At 72.3% G+C, this 24,860-nt stretch carries 19 protein-coding genes and 1 pseudogene; 4 read left to right on the forward strand and 16 right to left on the reverse strand.

What is annotated here, in order from left to right; translation table 11 throughout:
- Window positions 1-25: 25 nt before the first annotated feature.
- From ACFZCD_RS09035 to ACFZCD_RS09045, 3 genes are all read right to left on the reverse strand, one after another.
- Window positions 26-3,451, reverse strand: a complete 3,426-nt coding sequence (locus ACFZCD_RS09035) for a hypothetical protein (RefSeq protein ID WP_391829136.1) — start codon at window positions 3,449-3,451, stop codon at window positions 26-28.
- A gap of 51 nt (window positions 3,452-3,502) precedes the next feature.
- On the reverse strand, window positions 3,503-5,716 hold the full coding sequence (locus ACFZCD_RS09040; RefSeq protein ID WP_391829137.1) for a hypothetical protein: 2,214 nt from the start codon (window positions 5,714-5,716) through the stop codon (window positions 3,503-3,505).
- A 101-nt stretch (window positions 5,717-5,817) separates the two neighbouring features.
- Entirely contained in the window at window positions 5,818-7,662 is a 1,845-nt protein-coding gene (locus ACFZCD_RS09045; RefSeq protein WP_391829138.1) for a DUF6603 domain-containing protein, read from the reverse strand.
- A 939-nt stretch (window positions 7,663-8,601) separates the two neighbouring features.
- Between ACFZCD_RS09045 and ACFZCD_RS09050 the strand changes: the two genes are divergently transcribed.
- The 3 genes from ACFZCD_RS09050 (at window position 8,602) to ACFZCD_RS09060 (ending at window position 10,724) form a co-directional block, all read left to right on the forward strand.
- Window positions 8,602-9,657, forward strand: a complete 1,056-nt coding sequence (locus ACFZCD_RS09050; RefSeq protein WP_391829139.1) for a hypothetical protein — start codon at window positions 8,602-8,604, stop codon at window positions 9,655-9,657.
- Between the two features lie 211 nt (window positions 9,658-9,868).
- Window positions 9,869-10,222 carry a VOC family protein gene (locus ACFZCD_RS09055; protein ID WP_391829140.1) on the forward strand — a complete coding sequence of 118 codons (354 nt, stop codon included), beginning with the start codon at window positions 9,869-9,871 and terminating at the stop codon, window positions 10,220-10,222.
- 22 nt (window positions 10,223-10,244) lie between these two features.
- Entirely contained in the window at window positions 10,245-10,724 is a 480-nt protein-coding gene (locus ACFZCD_RS09060; RefSeq protein ID WP_391829141.1) for an SRPBCC family protein, read from the forward strand.
- Here ACFZCD_RS09060 and ACFZCD_RS09065 read toward each other — a convergent pair.
- Window positions 10,704-11,369, reverse strand: coding sequence for an MSMEG_1061 family FMN-dependent PPOX-type flavoprotein (locus tag ACFZCD_RS09065; protein ID WP_391829142.1), 666 nt, complete (start codon window positions 11,367-11,369; stop codon window positions 10,704-10,706). The two genes, ACFZCD_RS09060 and ACFZCD_RS09065, sit on opposite strands and share 21 nt — an antisense overlap.
- Before the next feature lie 63 nt (window positions 11,370-11,432).
- Window positions 11,433-12,086: pseudogene (locus ACFZCD_RS09070) on the reverse strand (sensor histidine kinase); the annotation flags it as partial.
- A gap of 194 nt (window positions 12,087-12,280) precedes the next feature.
- Here ACFZCD_RS09070 and ACFZCD_RS09075 point away from each other — a divergent pair.
- On the forward strand, window positions 12,281-12,811 hold the full coding sequence (locus tag ACFZCD_RS09075) for a hypothetical protein (RefSeq protein ID WP_391829143.1): 531 nt from the start codon (window positions 12,281-12,283) through the stop codon (window positions 12,809-12,811).
- 82 nt (window positions 12,812-12,893) lie between these two features.
- Here ACFZCD_RS09075 and ACFZCD_RS09080 read toward each other — a convergent pair whose 3' ends face one another.
- The 11 genes from ACFZCD_RS09080 to ACFZCD_RS09130 all read right to left on the reverse strand — a co-directional run bounded on the left by ACFZCD_RS09080 (window position 12,894) and on the right by ACFZCD_RS09130 (window position 24,844).
- Complete coding sequence (locus tag ACFZCD_RS09080; protein ID WP_391829144.1) at window positions 12,894-14,174, reverse strand: MFS transporter; 1,281 nt, start codon at window positions 14,172-14,174, stop codon at window positions 12,894-12,896.
- A 6-nt stretch (window positions 14,175-14,180) separates the two neighbouring features.
- Window positions 14,181-15,263 carry a polysaccharide deacetylase family protein gene (locus tag ACFZCD_RS09085; protein ID WP_391829145.1) on the reverse strand — a complete coding sequence of 361 codons (1,083 nt, stop codon included), beginning with the start codon at window positions 15,261-15,263 and terminating at the stop codon, window positions 14,181-14,183.
- On the reverse strand, window positions 15,260-16,636 hold the full coding sequence (locus ACFZCD_RS09090) for a condensation domain-containing protein (RefSeq protein WP_391829146.1): 1,377 nt from the start codon (window positions 16,634-16,636) through the stop codon (window positions 15,260-15,262). The genes ACFZCD_RS09085 and ACFZCD_RS09090 overlap by 4 nt, the downstream gene beginning before the upstream one ends.
- Before the next feature lie 84 nt (window positions 16,637-16,720).
- Complete coding sequence (locus tag ACFZCD_RS09095; protein WP_391829147.1) at window positions 16,721-17,860, reverse strand: acyl-CoA dehydrogenase family protein; 1,140 nt, start codon at window positions 17,858-17,860, stop codon at window positions 16,721-16,723.
- Complete coding sequence (locus tag ACFZCD_RS09100; protein WP_391829148.1) at window positions 17,857-18,627, reverse strand: class II aldolase/adducin family protein; 771 nt, start codon at window positions 18,625-18,627, stop codon at window positions 17,857-17,859. Before ACFZCD_RS09100 ends, ACFZCD_RS09095 begins: the two co-directional genes overlap by 4 nt.
- Window positions 18,624-19,340, reverse strand: coding sequence for a dihydrodipicolinate reductase C-terminal domain-containing protein (locus tag ACFZCD_RS09105; protein ID WP_391829149.1), 717 nt, complete (start codon window positions 19,338-19,340; stop codon window positions 18,624-18,626). The genes ACFZCD_RS09100 and ACFZCD_RS09105 overlap by 4 nt, the downstream gene beginning before the upstream one ends.
- A gap of 37 nt (window positions 19,341-19,377) precedes the next feature.
- Window positions 19,378-19,641 (reverse strand): phosphopantetheine-binding protein, encoded by a 264-nt coding sequence (locus tag ACFZCD_RS09110; RefSeq protein WP_391829150.1) that lies wholly within the window; start codon window positions 19,639-19,641, stop codon window positions 19,378-19,380.
- 38 nt (window positions 19,642-19,679) lie between these two features.
- A complete protein-coding gene (locus ACFZCD_RS09115) occupies window positions 19,680-21,119 on the reverse strand; it encodes a class I adenylate-forming enzyme family protein (RefSeq protein ID WP_391829151.1) in 1,440 nt (479 codons plus the stop codon).
- 5 nt (window positions 21,120-21,124) lie between these two features.
- A complete protein-coding gene (locus ACFZCD_RS09120) occupies window positions 21,125-22,603 on the reverse strand; it encodes a nitroreductase family protein (protein ID WP_391829152.1) in 1,479 nt (492 codons plus the stop codon).
- Between the two features lie 496 nt (window positions 22,604-23,099).
- A complete protein-coding gene (locus tag ACFZCD_RS09125; RefSeq protein WP_391829153.1) occupies window positions 23,100-23,639 on the reverse strand; it encodes a phosphatase PAP2 family protein in 540 nt (179 codons plus the stop codon).
- Between the two features lie 80 nt (window positions 23,640-23,719).
- Complete coding sequence (locus ACFZCD_RS09130) at window positions 23,720-24,844, reverse strand: YihY/virulence factor BrkB family protein (protein WP_391829154.1); 1,125 nt, start codon at window positions 24,842-24,844, stop codon at window positions 23,720-23,722.
- Window positions 24,845-24,860: the final 16 nt, after the last annotated feature.

A 24,860-nucleotide genomic window follows, 5' to 3' on the forward strand; every position in this document is an offset into this window, starting at 1 on the left:
CTTCTTCGGGACGGTAGGGAGGGCGTCAGTTGCCCAGGGTCAGGAAGCCCGAGCGGATCTCCGGGGCGGCCGGCGGCAGGTCGTACGGGTCCTGGGCGAGAATCGGCAACTCGCTCCAGACCTCCCCGCGTTTCTCCGTCCACGTCCACCTGCCGGTGGCGGTGGCCGGCATCGGCATGACCACCGTCTCCTCCTCCTCGCCCTCGGCACCGCGCAGTGCGGTGGTCGCGGCCAGCAGCGGGCCCGTGCGGAAGTTCACCGTCATGCGGGCGACGGCCCGGTCCGTGAACTCCTGGGGGACGAACACCCGCTTGGTGGCGAGGATGTCGGTGGTCGCGTGCACGGCGGCACGCGGGTCCAGGAGGAGGGTGGCCTCGGCGGTGTTGTGGTCACCGAAGTCCAGCGCCAGGCTCGGGCGGTCGCCGATGGGGCGCAGGTAGCCGTCGCTGTCGCCGGCCGGTTCGGTCACCGTCTCGAAGTGGTCGTGGTCGTCCCCGAGGACGTAGCCGACCAGGCCGTCGTCGGTCTGCTCCGCCTCGCCCAGGCGGATCGCCCAGGGGTAGCCGGTCACCTCCGCGGGGGCGTCCGCGAAGAGGTGCTGCCAGCTGACGTCCGTACGCAGCGGTCCGCGCAGTTCCATGGTCAGCCGGGTACGGACGAGGGCGAGCGGCCGGCCGAGGAGGAAACCGGGGCCGGGGTCGGCGGGGCCCTCCGGGTCGATCGTCTCCAGCGTCCGGTCGAGCGTGGCGCGGAACGCGTCGAACACCCGCGGCCCGCGGGTCTTGATCGCATTCAGCAGGCGGTACGCGTGCGGCGAGCGGTCCTGCAGCTGTCCGAAGTCGGATAGGTCCGAGCCCGGCAGCGCCGACCAGGACACTTCCCGCTGCCCGTCGGTCCCCAGCGTGACGCGCAGCTCACCGAGTGCCGAGCCGTCGGGGTCGTGGACGACGAGGGACCTGTCGAGGCGGTTGTGGAGGAGCCAGGCGCACACCGGGTTGGTGCCCGGCGTCAGGTCCGTGTCTTCATCGGCAAGGGCCGAGAGGAAGTCGAACTGCAGCCGCGCCGGCTGGAGCAGGCGCGGGCCCAGTTCGACGAAGCGGTCGCTGTCGTGCTCGCTGACGGCGTGCGCGGGGCGCATGCTGCGGGGCATCTCGGGGCGGAAGTGGTTCGGGTTGTCGATGAGGTTGACCGCGCGCCCGAACCGGTCGACCACGGCGAGGTTGAGGAACGCGAGCTGCCCGGCGCGCAGGTGCTGGAAGACGGAGTCCGGCTCGTCGTCCCCCTCGCCGGGCAGGATGCCGGGGTCGGGCGGCGAGTAGTCGCCGTTGCCGATCAGTTCGGCGATGTCCCCGGTGGGCTGGAGGCCGGCGTCGGGCCGGCGCTGGGCGATGGCCGCGCCGAAGCCGTCCAGGGTCTGCGAGAGCAGGTCGGTGCCGCGCGTACGGGCGCGGACGTGTCCCAGGGCGTCGGCGGGCAGGCCGCGCAGGCGGGCGTACGCGGCGAGGGCGCCGTCGACGAGGTGGCCGGCAGTGGGGGCGAGGGTCTGCCGGCCGGAGACGACCAGGGGCGTGCCGACGGGCCCCTCCCCCTGCCACTGGTAGCGGGCGCCCTCGATGAAGTCCCAGTGCGTGGTGCCCCCTTCGTGGAACGGCAGCGGAACGTACTCCGCCTTCCACACCAGGTACAGCGGCTGCCACGGCATGCGCCAGGGCTCGGTGCCGTACTCGGGCAGGGTGCCGGTGACGTCCCGGATCGCACCGCTCTTCAGCCCCCGGTCCAGGATGAGGAACTCGGTGAGCAGGGCAGGGAAGCAAGGCGGCAGGTCGGTCAGGTCCACCTGCCGGGCGACCTCGGCCACGTCGCCCGTCGAGACCCCTGACGCTTGGGTGACCAGTCGGTCGGGCGTGCGGCACGGCAGCGGGGTGTCGCGGGTGAGCGGGGCGTGGAGGTTGGTCCCCTGCAGGGAGAGCACCGGGTCGGCGGCGTACTCGAACTCCTGGGCCGGTACGCGGATCAGACGGCGGGCGGCACGGGCCCCGTAGGCCGGGCACTTCGCGTCGATGTCGGCGGCCAGCTCCTCCTGCGTACGCCCCCAGGGGAGGTTCTCGCGCAGCTCGGTCAGCTCGCGCGCCAGCCGTACGACGTGCCCTGCGGCACCGTCCGGGTTGGTCATGTCGAGCTCGTCGGCGATGCGGTTCCGGAACTCGTCGGACTGGTTCCGCAGCCGGGACAGCCACCACAAGTGGTAGAGCCGCTCGCGCGCGGCGTCCAGCTCGGCTTCCTTGGCGTCGAAGGCGACCTGCCTGCGGTTGAGCTCGGCGACGGTCGTCTTCTCTGCCGCGCGTGCCTGCCGCTGGGCGGACAACCGGGCCGCGGTCGGCAGGTCACCGGGCTCCTCGCCGCGTTCGCCGACGAACCAGCGGTAGCCTCCGCCCACGGGTCCGAAGGCGGCGTCGTGGGCCCGCCGGTCGGTGAGGAGGGCAGCCTCTGGGCGGTCCTGTTCCTCCAGGCCGTCGACGCCCCCGAGGAGGAAGGCGCGGAAGAGCTCCGCCTCCTCGGCGGAGAAGGCACCGGCACCACCCGCCCGCGTGCCCAGCTCGGCCATCGCCTCGCTGACGGTGTTGGAGACGATGGTGGTGACGTCGTCACGGCGCGGGCAGCCGGACTCGGGCACGGGCCCGGTCAGGTCCCACTCCAGCCCCAGCACGGTCCCGGAGTACACGGAGCTGCGGATGCCGCTGCCGGAGCCGGCGGGCTTCGTCCAGCCCAGGCGGTCCAGCAGGCCGGTGAGGTCCTCGGTGCCGGCGAGGATGTCGCTGCCGGGCTGCGCGTACCAGCCGGCGACGAAGTAGCTCAGCCGCTCCCGCTCCGCCACGCCCTCCAGGCGGTCGTGCAGGGAGAAGACGTTGGTGTTGTACGGCTGGAAGGCGGAGAACGTCAGCAGGCCCGGACCGATCGCGGTGAGGAACGGCTCCCGCGTCCCCTCCGGTTCCTGCCAGGCACCGGTGAGTTCGTGGCACTTGCCGATCAGGGTGGCCCGCGGCTCGTCGCTGTGCGGGTCCTGGAAGGAGACGGTGCCGTCCGTCGGGTCGAGGTAGTCGCTCTCCACGACCCACGCCTTCAGCCGGCGGTCGCTGTCCTGGTGGCGGACGACGAGCCAGCGGTTGGGGACGAGCGGGAAGCCGCCGATGCCCTCTTCGTCGTCGTGGCTGCCGCGGGTGAGGGCGGCCGGCAGCTCCCACTGGAGGTAGACGCCCAGGCGGCTCTCCCTGCCGGCCCAGTCCTCCAGCGAGCTGAAGGGCGCCGGCTCGGGCGCGACGCCCCGGCCGACGTTCCGGAAGTTGGCGATCCAGCGGTGGATGACATGGCTGCTGCCGGTGTCGCGCGTCTGCCGGTTCACGGCGAGGGCTGCGACCTCGACCGGCACGACCAGGGTGTTGTCCACGGACACGGTCCGGTGGTCCTTTCGGTGAAGCGGTTGGTGGAGCGGTTCGTGGGCTGGTCAGGGCCGGGTGAAGTTCTGCACCTGCGGCGCGTTGATCATCTGGAGCGCGAACTGGGCGGACGACAGGTGCGGCACGCCGTGGGGCTCGGCCAGCGCCGGTACCAGCGCGTCCCCCGGGCCGTGGACGTTGAGGACGTCGCGCCCACCGGGGCGCAGGAAACGGCCGAACCCGGCCGGGTCCGGGAACTCGCCCTTCGGCCGGCCGATGCGGTCGCCGCTGATCTCGCGCAGCTCGATCGTGCCGACGTCCCCGACACCGAAGCACAGGCCGCGCGGCGGCTCCGCCAGCTCGAAGCGGTCGATCACGGCCGAGTAGAGCAGGAGCTGGACGTCCGTGCCGTAGACGGCCGTACGCAACGGCTCGACCACGGAGCCGCCCGCGTACGCCGTGACGATGGTGTTCGGCCAGTGCGGTACGAGGTCGGAGCGGATCAGCACCGCGCAGGCCGGCACCGGGCCGCCCTCGGTGGCCAGGGCGTTGAGGTCGGCGTCGAGCGCGTGACCCACGCCGAGGCTGAGCGCGCCGTCCACCGCCGCCCGCACCCACCCCGCGTCGACGTAGGAGAAGCGGATGCTCTCCGGTGGCAGCATCCGGGCGTCCGGCACCAGGTGCTCGAAGGCGAGCATCTCCAGCAGCCGCAACCGGTCCAGCCAGGCGCGTACGGGCTCCAGCTGCTCCCCGGCGGCCTGCGTCAACACATCGGCCACCCCGGGCGCGGACAGCGTTGCGCGGGGGGTGACGGTGGAGATCCGGGCGGGGCCGTCCGCGCGCCGCTGCCCGGCGCGCAGCCGTGGGCCCGACTGCTCGACGGCGGCGACGAAACGTTCCCCCTCGCCGTCCTGAAGCATCCGGTCGAACGCGTCGAAGGCCGGTGACGCCGTCAGCAGACGGGCCGCCGATGTGCCTATGGCTGCCTGAGGACGCGCGGCGAGGCGGCGCAGCGCACGGCGGGCGGACGAGCGGAACTCCAGCAGCGTGCTGCGGAAGGTTTCGTCGGCCAGGGCCAGGGTGCGCCCGGCGGTGAAGGCGGCGGCGTACGCGGTGTCGAAGACGCCGTACGACTCCAGGTAGACGAGCGCCTCGCCGGGGGACTCCAGGCGGGTGGCGGCCGGCGCCGGGAGCTGCTGGGCGGGCCTGGCGGTGAGCGGACCACGGTGGAAGGCAACAGTCCGCTCGCCGGTCTCCAGGCGCTGCGGCAGCGCCACCCCGCCACCCGCCAACCGGTCGACGACCTCGCGCTCGTGCGCCGACGGGTTCACCGGTGCGGAGACCGGGACGGCCAGGCGCAGTTCGGCGGCCGGGCGCGGCGTGCTGCCGTCGCCGGTGGCCAGGTGCTGCGCGAGGTCGCCGAAGCCGGTGCCGGAGTCCGCCTCGCTGGTGAACGTCCAGGAGGTCAGCGAGACCAGCCGTACGCCGTCGCCGGGGGCGGGGGCGCCGAGGTACGCGTCGAAGCCTTCGAGGGAGACGAGGTGGACGACGTGCCGCCCGCCGGCCGCGGCGGGGAAGCGGTTGGCGACCACGACCGCGTTGAGCTCCTGCTCGTCCGGCTCGGGGTCGTTGTCGGGGGCATTGCCGGACAGGGTGGCGTCCGGCGGGCCGCCCTCGCGCACGTGGGCGAGGTATCCCATCTCCTCCGGGAGCGGCTTGACGGCGTCGAAGAGCGCCGCGGGGACGAGGACGGTTGCGCAGTGCTGCTTCTGGTCGCCCTCGGGCAGGCTGTCCGGGGCCAGGGCGGGCGGGGTGCCCGGCCCGAGCTCGCCGGCCAGCAGCTGCCGTACGGTTCCGGCCGTGACGAGACCCAGGGCCTCGCGGTCCTCGGGGAGTTCGCCCTCCCGGAACAGCAGCAGCGCCGTCCACGGCACACCCGCGTCGTGCCCGGGGCCGAGCGGCCGGCTCCACGGCAGCCCGGGGACGTCGAGGTTGATGTGGGGGAGCGTCCGGCTGTACGTGCCGACGGCGTCGGGTACGGGGAAGCGGGCGTTGACCGCGGCCGCCGGGAGCGAGAAGCGCGGCTGGACCACCTCGAAGGGCTGCGGGGCGGCGTCGATGATGCGGTCGGCGCCGTCCACGTCCCGGAGAATCTGCCGGTTGGCGATCTCGTACCGGCCCGGGTACAGCGAGGGGACGCGGTGGTCGAAGAAGCGGGTGCGGTGCCGGGCCGTGGCAGCGCTGGTGCGTGGCCGTGGGGTGGAGTCGGGCGTGGTGGTCACGGGGGGTGCCTTTCGCGGGCAGGGCGCGTCAGCGGGACGGATGGCAAGGAGACGTGGGGGCGGGCCCGCGCGCGTGGGCGCGGGCCCGCCATGGGGCCGTTTCAGCCGGCGGCCGGGACCAGCATCGGCTCGGCGGTGAAGGCGGTGCCGGCGGCACGGGCGTACGCGCTCAGGTCGTCGTCGAGTGGACCCGGGTCGGTGCCGAGGCGCTTCAGCGCGTCCACCAGAGCGGCGCGGTTGCCGCGGGTGGCGGCTGTGTCGATGCCGTCCTGGATCGTCCCGATGACGGTGCCCGGCCGCTGCGGCGCCGGTCCCGCGGGGCTCTCGGCTGCGGACAGCGGCTGGTTGCCGTCCGGGGCGATCGGGTCGAAGGCGATCGCGCGCTCGTCGATGAAACCGGTGGAGGTGCCGTGGTCCACCGGCGGCGACGTCAGCCGTACGCCGAGGATGCGGTTGCGGAGCAGCCCGTCGCCGGGCGCGTCCGGCCGTTCGCCCCACAGGCCGTTGGCCACGTTGCCGCGCACCACCGAGCGGCCCCAGTCCGCCAGGGACACGTCCTGGCCGTCGCGGGTCAGCCACACCCGTAGTTCGCTGTCGCGGTCGCGTAGGCGCATGGGCAGGATGTCCAGCGTGTCGCCGGCGGCCACCGGCTCGGTGCCCGTCCGGTCCAGGAACAGCTTGCCGACCGGCGCCTGCGTGTCGGCGGTGAAGGTGAGACCGCCGTTGCCGGCCAGCCACGGCTTGACCGCGCCGGGCTCGGCCGGGGCGCCGTCGCCGGCGTATCCGGCGTTCGCGACGGTGCGGACCATGTTCTGCGGCGGCGGGAGCATGCCCTGGAAGCCGCCCCAGTCCAGTGCGGGGGGAGTGTTGCGGCGCGGCGAACCGAAGCCGACGGTGAAGGAGACGAACCACAGGTGAACGGTGAACTCGCCGCCCACCGGCGGGCCCCACACCCGGCCGCTGATGCCGACCTCGACCGAGACCCTGACCTTGAACTTCCACACCTTGACGGTCGCGGACACCCCGACCCGTACCCCCACGCCCATGTCGAAGTGGAACGGGTTCCACTCCAGCGCGGCGTCGAAGCGGGCGGTCAGCCAGGCGCGCAGTGCACCGGACTCGAAGGCGATGTCGAGACTTCCGCCCGCCATGAGCCACTTGGGGTTGAGCGCGGCGTAGGCGTTGCCGCTGATGCTGACGGTGGACCCGATGCCCCAGGTGATACTGGCGGGCTGCTGCCGGGGGTGGCGGACGGGGACCTCGTGACCGGCCGGGAGGGCGCCGAGGACCACTGCGAAGTCGCCGGCGTGCGGATGGTCGCCGAACCAGACCTTCACCCCGACGCCGCCGCGCATCTTGCAGTTCGGGTCGAGGATGAACGTCTTCTCGGTCATCGCGGCGCTCAGGCTCAGCTCCCCGGCCCGGGGCCGGAGGGTCGCCTCGATGCCGATGTCCACCCGGGCGATCTTCTGGTCGCTCTTGGTCGGCAGCAGGACGCCGCCGACGCCGAGCAGGCTGAAGGCCAGTTCCGGCCCGGGCTGCACCAGGAGCATCGCGCGCCCGCGGGAGCTTTCGAAAACGTCGAAGGCCATGCCGAGGGCGATCCACAGATCGCCCTCCTGCGGCTGCACCCACGGATTCGGGCCACCGATGAGGGTGCTCAGCACCGACAGCGGATCGACCTGCTCGCCGTCGGCACCGATCTCACCGGGATTGTCCAGCGCCACCAGGAAGGGGAACTCTCCCAGGGCGTCGGCGGACGGGACCCGGACCCGGCTGTTCCACCCGAAACCGGCCGAGACGCCCCGGACCTGGAACCCGGGCGGGCCGAAGCCGGTCTCGCTGCCGAGCGACCCGTAGCCGAAGAACGACGGTCCCGCCTCGCCGCTGTCGTCGGGGACGACGTACGCGCCCATCGCGGAGCCGTTGAACGTCCCGGTGTCCACGAGTAGTACGCCCCCGAAGACGTGTACGGCGGGGCGGCCGGCAGCGCGGTCACCGCGCCGGCGATGCGCAGCGGCGGTTCGACGAGCTCGATGGCGATCCCGTTCGCGCCGTCGACCGGCCCGATCGGCGACCAGCCGCGCACGGCCGGCGACTCCAGCACGCGCATGCCCCTGCGGCGCACGGCGGAGGGCCGGGGCAGCAGGACGCCGTGGCCGGTCACCAGCGCCCGCGGCCCCCGTTCCCGGCCGGCGGCGGATTTCGCGCGGACCGCGGGCAGGGCCCGGCCCAGGCCGTCCCGCCGTCCGGGGTCGGTCTGCGGTACGGGGGCGGCGCGGGTCAGCCGGTACGCCCGGCCGTTCACCACCGCCCACGCGCCGGGCGGGAGTTCGGTGGCGGCAGGGGCGCCGCCGACCAGCCGCAGCTCGCGGCCCGCCCCGAGCTCCGCGACCGCCAGCACGCCGGTCACCTGCTCACCGTCGCCGGTGAAGGCCACCCGTACGGGCACCGGTCCGGGCCCGGCGGTCGTCACGGCCCGTCCGGTCACCCGCAACTCGCCGAATGCGCGCGACTCGGCCGCCGCGTCGTCGATCCGCAGCACGCCGTCCGGGTCCGTGAGGTCCGGGAAGACGAGGTCCGGGAAGACGGGGTCCGGGAAGTCGAGGTCCGAGGACGGCGCCGCGCCGAGTACGGACGCGGGGATCTCCACCTGCCCTCGACGGCCGCCGTCCCCCAAGAGCTTCCGCACGTCGTCCATGCGTAACGTCACTGATTCACCTGTTTCTCCTGCTCCCCGCCCCCGAGGCGGAGCCCCGACATATCTTGCACGCGGGCACCACCTGCACAACGCGGCTTGATGATCTTGGCTCAAAACAGGCCCACGATCGCCGGCGACGGACGCTCTTATCTTTCGCTAATAACGTTCCCCTAGCGTCCCGTTCATGAAGATGCAACGTCGTGCAGTCGGATCTGTCGTCCTCACGGCCGCGGCCTTGACGGCCGCCGTAGGGGCGGCCGCCGCGGTTCCCGCCCCCGGCAAGGCCTCCACCTCGGTGCCCCCCGGCAAGGGTGCCGCCTCGGTGTCCCAGGGCAAGGTGACGGACAACCTGTACATGTCGCTCGGCGCCTTCGAGGATGCCGTGTCCGGCGAGGACCCGAAGGTCAAGGCCATGATTGACCGCGCGGACATCGGCGGCGTACAGGTGGTGGCGCCCTGGAAGGCCCTTGAGGGGAAGAAGGGGGAGTACAAGTGGTCGCGGCTGGACAGTGCCCTGAAGTACCTCCAGGAACGGCACAAGAAACTGTTCGTCCAGGTTCAGGACCGGTTCTTCGACGTGGCCATGAAGGACGCCAACCTTCCCCAGTACGTGAAGGACGAGGGCGGGGTCGCACCGACGATCGATGAGAACCCCGACAACCCCACCACCCACGGGGCCATGGCCGCGCAGTGGAACAACAAGGTGCGAGCCGACTTCCAGGCCATGCTGAAGGCGATGGCGAAGAAGTTCGACGGCAAGCTCGCCGGGGTGAACCTTCCGGAGACCGCGGTCGACGTGGACACCAAGACGGACCGGACCAAGTACACCTCGAAGTCCTACATCGACGCCGAGATCGACAACATGCGCTACGGCAAGAAGGTCTTCACCAAGACGCAGTTCATCCAGTACGTCAACTTCCTGCCGGACGACGACGACCACAAGCGCATGAAGGAGATGTTCGACCTCGCCCGGGACAAGAAGATCGGCATCGGAGGACCGGACACCCTGCCGGACCGCAAGTACCAGATGGAGAACTCCTACAAGTTCCTCCACGAGTACAAGGGTGCCCTTCCCCTCGTCGCGATGGCCGTCCAGGAACCCGACATCGCCGCCAAGGACCCCAAGACCGGTAAGCCGTTCACCCGTGAACGGTTCACGGACTTCGCCCACGACTACCTCGGTGCGCGCCAGCTGTTCTGGACCACCGAAGCGGACTGGCTGCAGAAGCCCGCGGCGTGACACGTGCACGAGTGCGGCTGCTCGGGCCCGTGTGACGGGCACTGCGCAGCAGGAGTGAGGGCCTCGGCCTCGGCCTCGACCGCCATGCGGGGGCCGAGGCCCTCGTTCAGGCACGTGGACGGCCCGGTGGCGCCGCCCCGCCCCCCTCCTTACGGTGAAGTCCTTAGGGTGCAGGAGAGAGGCTTCCCGAGCCGGCAGGGAGAGCGGAGACATGATCAGTGGCGCGCACGTCGTCGTGTTCAGCCAGGACGCCGAGGCGGACCGGGCCTTCCTCCGGGACGTGCTCGGCTTCCCGTACGTCGACGCCGGCGGCGGGTGGCTGATCTTCGAGCTGCCGCCCGCCGAGGCCGCGGTGCACCCGTCCCAGGGGCCCGGCGGCCACGAGCTGTTCCTGATGTGCGACGACGTCCGGCGGACGGTGGAAGAGCTGACCGCGCAGGGCGTGGAGTTCACCCAGCCGGTCAGCGACGAACGATGGGGACTGCTCACCACCCTCCGCCTGCCGGGCGGAGGCGAGCTGCGCCTGTACGAGCCGCGGCACCCGCTCGCGCGCGGGCTCCGCTGAAGGCCGGCGGTTGCGTACGGGCATGGCCTTCTTCCGGATCGAACGCGAGGTCCCGCTGCCGGCCGGGACCGTCTGGGAGCGGCTGACGCACTGGGAGGGACACGCCGCCCACGTGCCGTTCACCACCATCGAGGTGATCACTCCGCCGCCCACCCGCACGGGAACGCGCTTCGTCGCCCGGACCGGTCTCGGCCCCGTCGCCTTCGACGACCCCATGGAGGTCGTACGGTGGGAGCCACCCCCGTCCCGCGCCGCTCCCGGCTACTGCCGGGTGGAGAAGCGCGGACGTGTCGTCCAGGGCTGGGCCGAGATCACGCTCCGGCCTGCCGCCGGCGAGGCGCACGCACGGCGGTCCCGCGTCGTGTGGTCCGCCGAGGTGCGCGTGCGCGGAGTGCCCCGGCCCCTCGACGGCCTGACGGGAAGGGCTGCCCGCCTGATGTACGGGCGGATCATCGACGGCCTGCTCAGTGCTCATCCGCCTTCACTCGTAACGCAGCTGTAGCGACTCCCGTTCGGCCTCCTCGATCTGGTCGATGGTCAGGCCCGGCAGGTTCAGCTGGGACAGCGTCACCTCGGCGCTGGTCGGCTGGGCGTCAGCGGGTACCCATCGCTCCGGTTGCCAGGCGTTGGCGCGCATCAGCGACTTCGGACAGTGCGGGTAGACCTGCTCGACCTCCACCACTATCGCCGTGACCGGCGGTTTTCCCACGGGAGTGAGCTGGGCGAGCAGCTCCGGGCGCGCCGAGACGCAGGCGCGGCCATTGACGCGCAGCGTGGTCGGGCGGCCGGGAATGAGGAAGAGCAGGCCGACGCGTCCGGTCTGCAGCACGTTGTGCATGGTGTCGAGCCGCTTGTTGCCGGTCGCGTCGGGGATGGCCAAGGTCCGCTCGTCCAGCACCGAGACGAACCCGGCCGGGCCACCACGCGGCGTCACGTCCGCCCGGCCCTCGGCGTCCGCACTGCCGATGAACACCAGCGAGGAACAGCCGATCAGCGCCCGGGTCTCCTCGGTCAGGTGGGTGATCTCCTTGCGGAGCGCGTGCGGGTTCGGCTGCGGGTAGAGCTCGCGCAACTGGTCCGGGCTGGTGAGGGCGTCCGCCCGGAGAGATTCGAAGGGCGAGCCGGCCGCCCCGGAGTCGATCATCATACGGACGACCCTAGAAGGCGACCGAGACAGTGCGCGGGTCAGGGTGATCCCGCCCGCGCGAGGTCACCGCCGTGGACCCGCAGCAGCGGCGGCAGGACTACGGGCAAGGCGGCGGAGCGGCTCAGCCGGGGGCGGGGCCGGGTGGGACGGTAGGCGGAGTTCGGCGAGGGCTCCGCCGTCGGGGGCGTTCGTGAAGCGGAGGGTGGCGCCCAGGACGTGGGCCTGGCCGGTGGCGATCGTCAGGCCCAGACCGTGGCCGGTCCTCCTGCCGCCCTCCGCGCCGCCCGACCTTCCGGTGGCCCGCACCGCGCGTTCGGCCAGGGGGCCCAGCCGGTGGACGTCCAGGTCGGCCTGTTCCACCCGTGCGTCGAGCCGGGAGATCTCCAGCAGGCCCTCGGTCAGCCGGATCAGGGCGCCGGCACGGTCGCGCACCATGTCGGCCGGGCGGCCGGGCGGCAGCAGTCCCGCCGCGCCGTGCAGACCGGCGAGAGGCGTGCGCAGTTCGTGGGCGACGTCGGCGGTGAAGCGCTGTTCGCTGTGCAATCCGGCCTGCAGGCCGGCGGCCATGGCGTCGAGCGCCGCCGCCACCGCGGCGGCCTCGTCCCGGGCCCGGCCGGGTCGTTCGGCGCTAGGGTCCCTCACCCGGGCGTCGAGGTCGCCGGTGCTGATGCGCCGGGCGGCCTTCGCGGTGCGGTGCAGCCGGCGGGTGATGCGGGAGCCGACGCCCGACCGACCAGGAGACCGTGTGTCATCTTTAGCAGGCGGCGGCGCAGTACGCGGCCGACGCCAAGAACCCCGCACCCCTCCGGGCGAGCGCCGACCACCTGGTCAAGGGCTGGCCGGGTTCGTCACCGGCCGAGGGCCACGACATACGCGGGAACACCAAGGACGACGCGATCCCCTCGGGAGGCATGAACGCCGAGCAGTACTGCGGCATGGTCAGCAAGGACCCGAAGCACCCGGCCTACGGTCAGACCGCGCCGTGCGTCTTCGTCGGCAAGCTCGACGAGAAGTACCCGGTGCGCGGGGCGAGTGACGGCATCGCGGGCGAGGGAAAGCTCACCTGCAAGGTCTCAGCGTCCGTCACCGACGAGAAGAGCGAGACGGAGGGCTGGCAGGCCGGCGGCAAGATCAGCCCCAAGGTCAGCGGCGACGGCGCGGAGGCCGGTGCCGAAGCCAGCTTCACCTACAGCTACTCCTCGACCTCGGTGAAGAGGGTGCAGAACACGCTGGAGACGGCCGTCGAGATCAGCGTGCCCAAGGACGAGAAGGGGTACCTGGAGGGCCGGGCGAACGGCGCCTTCTACACCGGGTACATCGTGCTCCGCGACATCGACGGCAACAACCAGGAACACATCGCCGCCATACCCGCCCGGGTTTACGTCCAGTCGTCCGGCACCACCAGCCCGGCGACCTGGTTCAAGCGCCTCACACCGGCGTAGGAGCCGAACGCCCGGAGACCGGCCGACGACGGGCGGCCGGCCTCCGGGCCCATTTCATGACCCACGAGCCGGCCCGCCCCGCTCAAGCGCGTTCCGGCGCCCGGCCCAAGGTGCGGATGGGGCGGACGGCCAGCAGGGCGGCGGCGGTGAGGAGGGAGACCGCGATGCCCACCTGGAGCACCCGGTCGGTGCCGAAGGCACCGGCGGCCGGGCCGGCCAGCGCGCTGCCGACCGGGAACATGCCGACCGACCCCGCGACCTCGTAGGCGTGGACGCGGTTGAGGACCTCGCCCGGCACCTGGGTCTGCACGCTCGTGGCCCACATGACGCCCCAGAAGCTGATGCCGGCCCCGACCGCGACCTGGGCCGCGGCGAGCAGCCAGACCGGCCAGCCGAGCACGATGCCGAGCGGGTAGAGCGGGTAGGCCAGCATCGCCACGGCCCCGGCGGCGAGCGGCCGTGCGGGCTTGTAGCGGATCGCCAGCAGGCCGCCGGCCACGGTGCCCGCGCCGAAGGCACAGTTGAGGAGGCCGAAGGCGGTGGCACCGTGCTCGGGCACGATCACCCCGGCGGCGACCGACAGCTGCGGCCCCCAGGAGAGCACGGCGAAGAACATCCAGATCACGATCACGCCCCAGAGCCAGTTGCGGGCGCGGAACTCGTGCCAGCCGGCCACCAGGTTGCGGCCCAGGCTCTCACCGGCCGGCGGAGCGGGCACCGCGCCGAGCCGGAGCGAGAACAGGCAGACGGCGCTGGTTCCGTAGGCGACGGCGGAGATCACCATCACCCAGCCGGTGGCGGCGGTTCCGACCAGCACACCGGCCAGCGCCGGGCCGCCCAGCGCGGTGAGCGCCTCGGAGATGCGCAGCACGCCGTTCGCGCCCTGCACGTCGCGGGCCACGAGCGGGACGGTCGAGGAGGCGCCCGGCTGGAACATCGCATTGGCGGTACCGGCCACCACCAGCAGCGCGTACAGGTGCCAGAGGTGGTCGATGCCGTGGATGAAGAGGAAGGCGAGCAGCACGTGGGCGGTGAGGTTGGCGAGGTCGGCGGCGATCATCATCCGGCGGGCGGTGAAACGGTCGGCGAGCACCCCGCCGAACAGCACCAGACCGGCGAACGGGCCCACCAGGAAGGCCATCGAGTACCCCGCGGTGCTCAGGCCGTACCCGGCGCTGAGCAGTCCGGCCGAGACCGCGACCGGCAGCATGGCCCAGCCGAGCAGGCCCGCGCTGCGGGCCGTGAAGTAGTACCGGAAGTTACGGGACCAGATCGCCGGTTCCCCGGCCGGCGGCGCCTCGGCGGGCCGCTCCCGGGTCTGCGAAGACGCCGCCGCGCCGTGGTCTGCCGAGCGGTCTTTCATGAGTGTTCAGTGCTCCAGCCGTAGTTCGTGATCTTCATGGTCGAGTGGCGGCGCGGGCAGTTCTCCCACGGTGACCAGTTCCAGGCCGCGTTCGAGCAGGCCCTCGATGATCGAGGGAAGGGCTTGAACGGTCTGGCCGCGATCGCCGGCACCCTCGTGCAGCAGCACCACCGAGCCCGGCCCGGCGGCCTCCAGGACGGTCGAGGCGATCCGCTCCGGCCCCGGCCCGGCCCAGTCGCGGGAGTCCACGTCCCACATCGTCAGAGTGGTCGGATGCTCCGCCAGGGTGGTCAGCACCTCCGGGCTCAGGGCTCCGTACGGCGGCCGGAACCGGACCGGAGCCTCGCCGGTCACCCGGGACACCGCCTCCGCCGTCCGGTCGATCTGCTCCCGCAGCTGATCAGGTGTCAGGTCGGGCAGGAAGGGGTGCGACCAGGAGTGGTTGCCCAGCTCGTGGCCGGCCGCGGCGACCCGGCGCACCTCGTCGGGCAGCGCCGCGACGTGGTGACCGACGCAGAAGAACGTCGCCCGGACGCCGTAGCGGTCCAGGATCTCCAGGATCCGGCGCGTGTGCACCGGATCGGGGCCGTCGTCGAAGGTGAGCGCGGCCCGCGGCGTGTCCCGGCTGCCGTGCTCGAAGCACCGTCCGGCCGCCGTCAGCGCCGCCTGCACCGGCTCGCTGCGCCGCACGCCTTCGAAGTACTCGTCGGCGCGGCCCGTCAGACTGCCCCCTTCGGCGGTCACCCGGGCCAGCCTGCCGGGCTCGCTCCGCGCCCGCTCCGCCAGCAGGCGGGCCGGGACGGAGCCGAACAGCGGCCGGGGCGGCAGCAGCCAGGGATCGGCGCGGTAGACCTCCAGACCGGCCGCCGTCATCGGCCCGTCGAGCAGGCCGTTGGTGCTCTCGAACACCGCGGCCAGCGGATGCTGCTCACCCAGCTCCCGCAGCCGGCCGATGAGACCGGCGACCTGGCCGGCACCCCAGCTGCTCGGCTCCGCCACCCGCTGCCCCGCCCCGTCGAGGACCTCGACCTGGTACCCCGCGCCCGTCCAGGCGATTCCCGCGTACCACTTGGCCATCCGTACGCTCATCCGTCCCTCCGGGCGATCGCCTCGGCGATCACCGATTCCTCGACCCCGCGCAGGAAGCGCTCCATCCCCTCGCGGGTGAGGACCGCCGGGTCAGCGGTCATGCAGAGCTCCAGGGCGCCCGGGGCCGTCAGCACGTCCACCGCGACCGAGACGTTCGCCCGGGGCAGGAACTCCGCCGGCCAGCTCAGTTCGGTCCGTCCGGCCAGCTCGCCCAGCGCGGCCCGCGGCCGCTCGACCGTGTCGAACGGCCCGCTGCCCGGGTCCCGCGTGTCGTTCCACCAGCACGAATGGTCGGCCGCCTCACCTCGCTCGACCAGCCGCGCCACCTCCCGGTCCAGCGCCCACTTGTCGTACCCCGCGTGGCGGAACGCGCTGAACGAGACGGACCGCGTCCGCCGTACCGCGTCCTCGAAGTCCTTGTCCGCGTCGGGGAGGAGGAACACGGCCTCCTGCGCCATCGTGCTGACCGACTCGGCGGCGGCCGGCTGGAAGCGGTTGCTCACCACCACCTGGAACAGCACGTCACTGCTCCCGGACATCCTGGCCAGCTGGTGGGAGGCCGCCCCCAGCAGCACCGCGGCATCGCTCACCCCCAGCTTCTCCGCCACCCGCTCGACGGCGACCGCCAGCGCGGGCGAGCGCAGCAGGGCGTTGGGGAACAGCCGGCCCGGATCGGCCGCCGCGAGCTCCGGCGCCGCGGGTTCCGGGAAGATCCGCCGGGGCCCGGCGGCCAGCCGCTCGCACCAGTAGCGCCGGGCCGCCTCGTCCTTGCGACGGCCGAGCGGCGATGCCTGGAGCGCGGCGGCCTCCAGGGGCTGGAGGGCGGGGCGCGCCAGGAGCAGTGACTCGGCGCACTCCCCGGCTGCGATCAGCTGCAGGTCGCGGCGCATCCGGCCCTCCCCCCAGAGGTCCATCGCGGTGTGCGACGCCGCCAGCACCAGCCGGTGGACCAGGCCCTCGCACTCCACGAGGCCGGCCCGGAACGGCCACTCCCGCGCGTGGTCGAAGGGGCGCCCCGCCAACTCCTCCACCAGGGCCGCACCGGCCGCCGGAGCCTGCGCCGCGGAGCACGTACGGACCTCCACCGGAAGCTCACCCGCCCCGTCCACCACCTGCTCCAGACCGTCCTCGCCGTCCGGCAGCAGCCTGGTGTGCAGGCTGTCGTGCATCCGGAGCAGCTCCGCCAGGTCCGCGAGGACGCGGGAGGCCGGGCGGGGCGGGGCGAGGGGGAGATCGAGGCGCAGGTTGTACCGGGGGGCGTCGTCACCGAGCCGGGTGACGACGCCCCAGATCGCCCGCTGCCCCCAGGTGGCCGGACCCGTCCCGGCTCTCGCGGAATCCAGTCTGATGGTCCGCTCCTCGACCGTGGTCATCGTGTGCCAAACCTTCTCTTCGATCTCTTCGAGCCTTTTGAGCTCTGCGATTTCATCGGCTTCCCGGCCGCTTCTTCGGCTTCTTCAGTCCAGGCCCTGCGAGATGACCATGCGCTGGATCTGGTTGGTGCCCTCGACGATCTGCAGCAGCTTGGCCTCGCGCATCCAGCGCTCCACCGGGTGGTCGGAGACGTAACCGGCGCCGCCGAGCACCTGCACCGCGTCGGTGGTCACCTTCATCGCCATGTCGGTGGCGAACAGCTTCGCCTTCGCCGCCTCCAGCGAGTAGGGCCGGCCGGCGTCCTTCAGGCGGGCGGCCGCCAGGGTGAGCGCCCGTGCCGCGGCGATCTGCGTGGCCATGTCGGCCAGCATGAAGCCCACGCCCTGGAAGGAGATGATCCGCTGCCCGAACTGACGGCGCTCCTTCGCGTACCGCACGGCGTAGTCGGCGGCGGCCTGGGCGATGCCGACCGCGCAGGCCGCGATGCCCAGCCGGCCGCAGTCCAGTGCACCCATCGCGATCAGGAAGCCCTTGCCCTCGCGGCCGATCAGCCGCCCGGCCGGCACCCGGACGTCCTCGAAACCGACCTGGGCGGTGGGGTTCGACCAGACGCCGAGCTTCCGCTCCTGTTCGTGCACCACCATGCCGGGCGTGCCGCCGGGAACCACCAGGCAGGACAGCCCCCGGGCGCCCGGCCCGCCGGTGCGGCCGAACACGTTGTAGAAGTCCGCGTGACCGGCGTGGGTGACCCAGGACTTGGTGCCCGTGATGCGGTAGCCGTCGTCCTCCCGCACGGCCCGGGTGGTGAGCGAGGCCGCGTCCGAACCGGCCTCCGCCTCGGACAGGCAGTACGCGCCCAGGAGTTCGCCGCCCAGCATGCCGGGCAGCAGCTCCTCGCGCTGGGCCCGGGTGCCGTACGCGGCGGTGCCGAAGCAGGCGAGGTTGTGCACGTTGACCGCCTCGGCCACCGCGAACCAGTGGTAGGCGATCTCCTCGAGCGCCTGGAGGTAGACCTCGTACGGCTGTCCGCCTCCGCCGTACTCCTCGGGGTACGGCAGGCTCAGCAGCCCGGCCTTGCCCAGCGTGCGCACGACCTCCCGGGGGAACTCGTGGGCGGCTTCGAACGCCGCGACGCGGGGGGCGAGTTCACCGGCCGCTATCTCCCGGACCAGGCCGAGCAGATCGGCCGCCTCCTCCGTGGGCAGGATGCGCTGGACCTTCATCGGACGACCTCCGTGTGTCGGTTGCGGTCCCATTCGGTGGTCTCCGGCCAGTGCCGGCCGACCCGGCGGACGGCGTAGTCCCAGTACGAGCGGACGGACAGGTCGGCGTAGATGAAGTCCTGCTTGGCGGCCACGTCCTGCTCGGTGGACCAGGTGTACGGAACGCCGGTGCTCTCGGCGGTCAGCTGAAGGCGGCAGGCCCGTTCCAGCACCTGGGCGAAGACGGCGGCGTGCCGCACGCTCTTGCCGACGATCACTCCGCCGTGGTTGCGCAGCAGGACGGCCGGGTGCTCGCCGAGGTCCTTGGCGATGTGCTCGCCGGTCTCGATGTCCAGGACGGTGTTGCTGGTCTCCGTGAACAGTCCGATCCGGTCGCGGAAGTAGGCGCCGTCGTGCGAGACCGGGTGCATCGGCAGGTCGGTGGCGCCGAACAGCAGGGTGTACGGCGCGTGGCTGTGGACGATGCCGTTGACGTCCGGGCGGGCCCGGTAGACGGCCTGGTGCAGCGGCAGCTCCGGCGGTGCCAGGGGCGGCGCGGGCAGGGTGTGGTCCACCGGGCAGCGGACCACGTCCCCCGGGGCGGCCTCGTCGAAGCCGACCAGCGCCCCCTTGATGAAGAACTCGTCCCGGCCCGGTATCCGGGCGGAGATCTGGCCCTGGTTGAAGTCGTCGTGCCCGTCGAGCGACAGCATCCGGGCGCCGATCGCCACCTGGAGGACGAGCCGGCGTTCGACCGGGCTCAGCGGCTGCGGTTCGTCGGTGGTCATGCCGTGCTCCTCGCTGTCAGGTCGTCGTAAACGGTCCGCATGGTGACCAGGCCGGGGGACGCGGTCCGGGCCCAGTCCGCGGCGGCCAGCGCGCCCAGGGCCGGTACCGTCCAGCTGCCGACGTGATGGCGCACGTGCAACGACTCGCCGTCCCAGGTGTGGGTCAGCTCGTGTTCGCTGACCGGTAGCCCGGCCCGCTCGTCGGCGATGTCGGCCACCGCCCGGCCGCTCGCCCCCGCCCAGGTGTCCGCCAGCGCCAGCGCGGTGGCGCTCGGCCGGTGCGCCTTGCCGAGCGGGTGCCGCTCCCGCACGGTGGTGGTCGCGGCGAACCGGCCCGTGGTGAAGGCGGCGGTGAACTCGGCGATGCGCACCTGGAGGTAGTGGGCGAAGGAGAGGTTGGTGGCCCGGACCACCGGCACCGCTTCGGCCAGCTCTTCCAGCGCCTTCCACTGAATGTCCGTCAGGTTGGAGACGCAGGCGACGAGCGGTACCCGGTGAGCGGCGCAGTAGGCGAGCACTTCGGTGTGCGCCTCGGGTGCGCTGGCGTCGACGAGCACCTCGGGCACCGCCTCGGCGGACCAGCCGCCACGGCGGGAGGCGGTGAGGGTGACCCGCCTGCCGCCGGCCCGGCAGACGGCCCGCAACGCCGAGCCGAGCCGCCCGAGGCCGACGATCCCGATCGCGGGGCCGGCGCTCATGGTTGCCTCGGACATCGGTGCTTCAGGCATCAGCGCCCCAGACATCGGTGTCTCAGGCATCGGCGCCTGTTCCGCTGGCGACCACCAGGGCCGTGACGGAATCGATGGTCTCGTAGTGCTCGATGGCGGCCTCCGGGTCGAGGTAGACGCCGACTTCGTTCTCGATGCTGTCGATCAGGCGCATGTAGGAGAGCGAGGAGTAGCCGACGTCACGCAGCGAGTAGTTGGCTGCGGCGAGTTCGCCGGCGGTGACGCTGCCGTCCCCCGCCGCGATGACCAGGTCGAGGATCTTGGTACGGAGCGCGCTGCTGTCCATGAGGAATTCCTGTGTCTCGTGTCTCGAAAGGGGGGGAGTCAGTTGTTCCGGGGTTCGCCGAGCAGGCGTCGCAGGCGTTCGACGGACGGCTTGCCGATCGAGTTCGCCGGGATGCGGTCCACCAGACGGAGGATTCCGGGCACTTTGAACGAAGGGAGCGTCGCCGCGCAGTGCGCGCGCAGGGACTGCGCGGTCACTCCGGGGCCGGCCGCGACGACGGCGGCCAGGGCCGGCTCACCGTGCTGGTTCTCGGCCTCGAAGGCCACCGCGTCCAGCACTCCCGGGGCCGCGCGCAGCACTTCGGCGATCTCGATCGGGTCGATCTTGCGCCCGCCCACGTTGACGAGCCGGCTCGTACGCCCGGTCAGGTGGAGCACGCCGTCGAGCAGGTGGCCTTGGTCGCCGGTGCGGTAGTAGCCCTCGTCGTCGACGCGCTCCTCGAACACGCCGGGAGCGTTGAGGTAACGAGAGCCCATCGACTCGCTCCTGACCCGGATGCCGTCCTCCTCCGCGAGCAGGTGCACACCGGGCAGCGGAGCCCCGAGCCCGTATCCCGCCCCGTCGGCGGCGTACGTCAGGGGCCCGGTCTCGGCGACCCCGTAGTAGTTGTGGATCGGCACGCCGGTGAGCCGGGTGAACTCCTCGCGCACGGTTTCGCGCAGCGGGGCGCCGGAAGAGATCGCGGTCCGGACGGCGGCGAAGCCTTCCCCGGGGGAGCGCCGCACGATCGACTCGTACAACGCCGGGAATGCCACCAGCCTGGTAGCGGCCGTGCTCTCCAGGAGCCGTACGACCCGGGAGGCCGTGGGCAGGCCGTGCGACAGGTGCAGTGAGGCACCCGGCAGGAAGGCCGCCAGCAGGGAGGTGTTGAAGGCCAGGCCGTTGGAGAGCGCGGCAAAGCAGGCGATCCGGTCCTCGGCCGAAAGGCCGGTGCCCTTCGCCCAGTTGACAGCCGCCGCGTTCACGGCTGCACCGGAGAACTCGATGCAGTTGGGCCGGCCGGTGGAGCCGGACGTGAAACGGCAGACCTCGGTGTCGTCCAGCAACGGCGGACGCGTGCCGTCGTATCGACGCACCCGGCTGATCGCAAGGGCGCCGAACTCTCCGTCAGCCGTGAGGGTGTCGTCCACGACGGATTCGATGTCGGCGCCCGGGGCGTGGATCAGCAGATCCAGCCCGCAGTCCTCGGCGATCCGGGAGAGTTCGAACGAACCGAAGGCCGAGTCGGCCAGGAAGGGCACCCCGCCGGCGAACAGCGTGGCAAGGTAACCGACGACGTAGTCGGCGGAGTTGGTGGCATACAGGCCCACCCTCAGCCGCTCGCCCCGCACGTCGTGCCGGGCGAGCCCGGCAGCCGCCGTACGGGCCCGGTCGGCGAGTTCGGCGTATCCGATCGAACCGCCGGCGCCGGTGATCGCGACGCGGTCACCGTGGTGGGCGAGGACTTCGGTGAAGACATCGGGAAGGACGGCGCGCATCGGCCTCACCGCTCGTTCTGGGCGTGCGCCGTGGCAAGCCGGTCGAATTTGATGCCCGAATCGTCCGCGGAGCCGAGCAGCAGGGCGTACAGGATCTCGTCGTCCTCCGGCAGCCCCGCCAGCGTGCGCCACAGCTGCGTGTCGAACCCCCCGATGGCGGTCACTCCGACCTCCGCACGGTGCGCACCCAGGTAGAGCAGCTGCCCCAAGGCGCCGCAGCGGAAGGCGAGTTCGCGCAGGTTCTCGGCGCCGGCGGCCGAGCCGGCCCCGGCGAGCGAGGTGCGCGGCACGTGCAGCAGCAGGATGGCGGCGGCCCCCGCGAGGGCGCGCTGCTGCATGCAGGCGCGGGCCACCTCGTCGGTGGACGGCAGCCGTCCCGGTCGCCGCTCACCGGTGTCCAGCCGGTACACCCCGTCCTGCCCGGGTTCCGTCGTCGACCGCAGGACCAGGGTCGCGGACAGCGGCGAGGCGCCGGGAAGGTCGGTCTCGAAGGGCGTCGTCAGGGCCGAGACCGCCTGCCAGACGGCGGCGGCGGAGACGGGCTCGCCCGTGAACGCCTTGCTGGAGGCCCGCGTCCCGATCAGCTCCGGCCATGCGGACGGGTCACCCAATCCGTGCTGCTCACCGGACAGTTGGTGGTCGGTGCGGACGCGCGCGAGCGCTGCGGGTGCGGTCGGGAGGGCCGCAGAGCCCGAGTGCTCGGGCCACGCGGCGAGGGAGTCCCAGCAGGTGCTCTCCAGCCACGACCGCCAGGCGGACCCGCGCAGCTCCCGGTCGGCGTCGTCATGCACGGTCCAGCGGGTCCACGACTCGCCGGCCGGTCCGTCCGGGCCGCCCGGCATCAGGACCGCGGAGTGGACCTCCCGGCAGTTCTCGCCCGCCCCCAGCAAGTGCGAGAGGGATTCCCTGGGGAAGCGCAGCCGTAGCGCCCCCGCGCCGCCACGGCCGGCTGCGGCCAGTATGAGGTTCCCGGCCGCGTGCCCCGCATCGAGTTGGGTGTACAGGTATCCGCGGTCACCGTACTTGCGCATCGAAAGCCACGGGCGGGTGAGCGTGACCACCAGCGCTCCGCCGTCTTCCGGAATGGCCAGCGTGGACGCGTCCAGCGCGGCGGTGACACGGGCGCCGGCGGCCAGCCGGGCACACGTACGGCGATCGGCGTCGATCCGGAACGCCGCCGGCACACCGTTCTCCATGGCGAGGACGGCGAACTCGTACGGGTACACGGCTCCGGCCGACGGCACCGCCCGCGCCACGTACGAGCCGCAGGAACGGTTGGCGCGGCTGGTCAGCACGCCCTCTTCGAGCAGGGACAGGGCAAGGCGAAGGCCGGGCGCGACCACGGGCCCGGCGGGTGGCTCGGGCGGCGCCGCCGGCAGGGCCACCCGGGCCCACAGGTCAACGGCGCGGACCCGGGCCGAGGATGCGCGCTCGGGCGCATATGCGACGGATACGGCCTGGTGTGTGATCGGATTTCCTTGCACGTCTGACGCAAACCTCCTGTTCTCTGACAGTTCACGGAATATGCATGAGGCAGGCGGTGCCCTCCGCACTGACTTTGCGGACCCAATGCACCATGGAGGAATGTGAAGGGAATGCCGCGCGATGGCGGCGATCCCCTTGCAGAAATTGATGACTGCCCTTGACCAGGGCTGATGCGTTCTCTGATCGTGAGGCGGGTGCTGCGCCTTCCGGCATCCGCCCGCACCCGCACTGCTGCGCCGATCGCGGCGCACTTTCCTTACGGCCCCCCCGTCTTGGAATGTGACGCGTATCCGATGGCACGTCTCGTACGGCGAGAGCGCATGATCGTTTACGGCCATTGCCAGCATGCCAAGCATCTCGGGCATTGGTCAAGACCAATGAAACAAAGCTGTTTAATCAATCCCAACCAAGCGAATGAATGCCGTAAACCGGACGGCGAACCGGAATAACCAGTTCGAGGCGGCACGGTTCACAGTTCACGGATCCGGATCAGGCTCAGGCGAGCCGGGCGCCGGGCAGGCGGCGGGTGAGGCAGGCTCCGGCGGCTCCGACGACGGCTCCGGCGGCGACGTCGCTGGGGTAGTGGGCCCCGCTGTGCACTCGCTCGGCCGCGATCAGCACGGCCGGTACGGCGCACAGCGCGCCCGCGCCGGGCCAGATACGGGCGACGGCGGTGGTGAAGGCGGCAGCGGCCGCGGTGTGCCCGGAGGGGAAGGAGGAGCTGTCGGGGCGGTCGTCGGGGCCGTCGTGCGGGATCAGCTCCTCGGGCGGCCGGCGTCGCCGCAGGAGCGGCTTGATCACGCCGTTGGAGAGCAGCTCCGCCGCCCCCATGGCCGCCAGCCCCGCCGTCGCGGCCCTCCGGCCCCGCGATCCGCCCGCGGCGGCCAGCGCAAGGGCGATGGCCCACCACACCTTGGTGTGTTCGGCGGCCTCCCCGACCACCGGCCGGGCCCGCCGGACGAGGGGATGGCGGCAGGAGGCCATCAGGCGGGTCAGGCGCCGCTCGGCCTCGTGCGGGTCGTCCACGCTTTTCATGGCTTCACTGCTGCCCCGCTCGCCCGGCCCGATGCGCCCTCGCCCGCCGGCGATCAAGCGTCACCTCCGCCGGCACACGATCACTCCGGGGGATGGCGCTCGTCGTGCTTCCACGTGCGGGTGTCGCGCGGTTCGACGTAGGGCTCCTCCTCCCGGGGGTGGCCGCCGGCGATGGCACGCTCCCGGGCGAGTTCGGCGTCGAACTCCAGCCCCAGGAGGATCGCCAGGTTACTGATCCACAGCCAGACCAGAAACATGATCACCGCGGCCAGGCTGCCGTACGTCTTGTTGTACGCGCCGAAGTTCGCGACGTACAGCGCGAAACCGCCGGAGGCGATCATCCAGATGGCCAGGGCCACGAAGCTGCCGGGGGTCACCCACCGGAAGCCGCGGCCCCGGACGTTGGGGGCCGCCCAGTACAGGACCGCGATCATGATGGTGACGAGGAGGACCAGCACGGGCCATTTCGCGATCGACCAGACGGTCACGGCCGTGTCGCCCAGCCCCAGGGCCTTGCCGGCCTGGCGGGCGAGACCGCCGGTGAAGACCACGATCAGCGCACTGGCACACGCCATCACCACCATCACCACCGTCAGCGCCAGCCGGAGCGGCGTCAGCTTCCACACCGGACGGCCCTCGGGCAGGTCGTAGACGGCGTTGGACGAGCGGATGAACGCCGCGATGTACCCGGACGCCGACCACACGGCGGCCAGCAGACCCACCACGGCCAGGACCGAGCCGGTGCCGGCACCGCCCTGGAGCTGCCGGACCGCGGTCGTGATCACTTGCCGTGCCGCCCCGGGCGTCAGGTGCTGCAGATTGCTCAGGACCTTGTCGGTGGTGGACCTTCCCGCGATGCCCAGCAGCGAGACGAGGACCAGCAGGGCGGGGAAGAGGGAGAGCACGCCGTAGTACGTCAGCGCTGCCGCCCGGTCGGCCAGTTCGTCGTCCTTGAACTCCTTCAGCGTGCGTCGCAGCACCGCCCACCACGACCGCTTCGGCAGGCTCGTCGGCTCGTCGGGCGCCTGCCGCTCGACCTCCGGTGCGGGGCCCGGCCGCGTCCGGCCCCCATCATCCTGGCGACCTTCGCTGCCCCCGTCGCCGCGGCTGCTCCCGTCGCCTCGGCCGCCGCCGTCCCCGCGGCCGGTGCCGCCGGTGGAGCTCCCGCCCGGCCGGCCGGGCCGCCACCTCGGTGTCCGTGTCATACCGAACGAGTAGCCT

Source organism: Streptomyces sp. NPDC008001 (genome assembly GCF_042958085.1).
GTDB lineage: Bacteria > Actinomycetota > Actinomycetes > Streptomycetales > Streptomycetaceae > Streptomyces.

Coding starts and splice junctions, on each gene's coding strand:
- ACFZCD_RS09115 (WP_391829151.1), bottom strand. CDS start 21,119: ATGCGCGCCGTCCTTCCCGATGTCTTCACCGAAGTCCTCGCCCACCAC.
- ACFZCD_RS09105 (WP_391829149.1), bottom strand. CDS start 19,340: ATGTCCGAGGCAACCATGAGCGCCGGCCCCGCGATCGGGATCGTCGGC.
- ACFZCD_RS09060 (WP_391829141.1), top strand. CDS start 10,245: ATGGCCTTCTTCCGGATCGAACGCGAGGTCCCGCTGCCGGCCGGGACC.
- ACFZCD_RS09085 (WP_391829145.1), bottom strand. CDS start 15,263: ATGAGCGTACGGATGGCCAAGTGGTACGCGGGAATCGCCTGGACGGGC.
- ACFZCD_RS09110 (WP_391829150.1), bottom strand. CDS start 19,641: ATGGACAGCAGCGCGCTCCGTACCAAGATCCTCGACCTGGTCATCGCG.
- ACFZCD_RS09075 (WP_391829143.1), top strand. CDS start 12,281: ATGAACGCCGAGCAGTACTGCGGCATGGTCAGCAAGGACCCGAAGCAC.
- ACFZCD_RS09095 (WP_391829147.1), bottom strand. CDS start 17,860: ATGAAGGTCCAGCGCATCCTGCCCACGGAGGAGGCGGCCGATCTGCTC.
- ACFZCD_RS09065 (WP_391829142.1), bottom strand. CDS start 11,369: ATGATGATCGACTCCGGGGCGGCCGGCTCGCCCTTCGAATCTCTCCGG.
- ACFZCD_RS09100 (WP_391829148.1), bottom strand. CDS start 18,627: ATGACCACCGACGAACCGCAGCCGCTGAGCCCGGTCGAACGCCGGCTC.
- ACFZCD_RS09090 (WP_391829146.1), bottom strand. CDS start 16,636: ATGACCACGGTCGAGGAGCGGACCATCAGACTGGATTCCGCGAGAGCC.
- ACFZCD_RS09050 (WP_391829139.1), top strand. CDS start 8,602: ATGAAGATGCAACGTCGTGCAGTCGGATCTGTCGTCCTCACGGCCGCG.
- ACFZCD_RS09125 (WP_391829153.1), bottom strand. CDS start 23,639: ATGAAAAGCGTGGACGACCCGCACGAGGCCGAGCGGCGCCTGACCCGC.
- ACFZCD_RS09055 (WP_391829140.1), top strand. CDS start 9,869: ATGATCAGTGGCGCGCACGTCGTCGTGTTCAGCCAGGACGCCGAGGCG.
- ACFZCD_RS09130 (WP_391829154.1), bottom strand. CDS start 24,844: ATGACACGGACACCGAGGTGGCGGCCCGGCCGGCCGGGCGGGAGCTCC.
- ACFZCD_RS09080 (WP_391829144.1), bottom strand. CDS start 14,174: ATGAAAGACCGCTCGGCAGACCACGGCGCGGCGGCGTCTTCGCAGACC.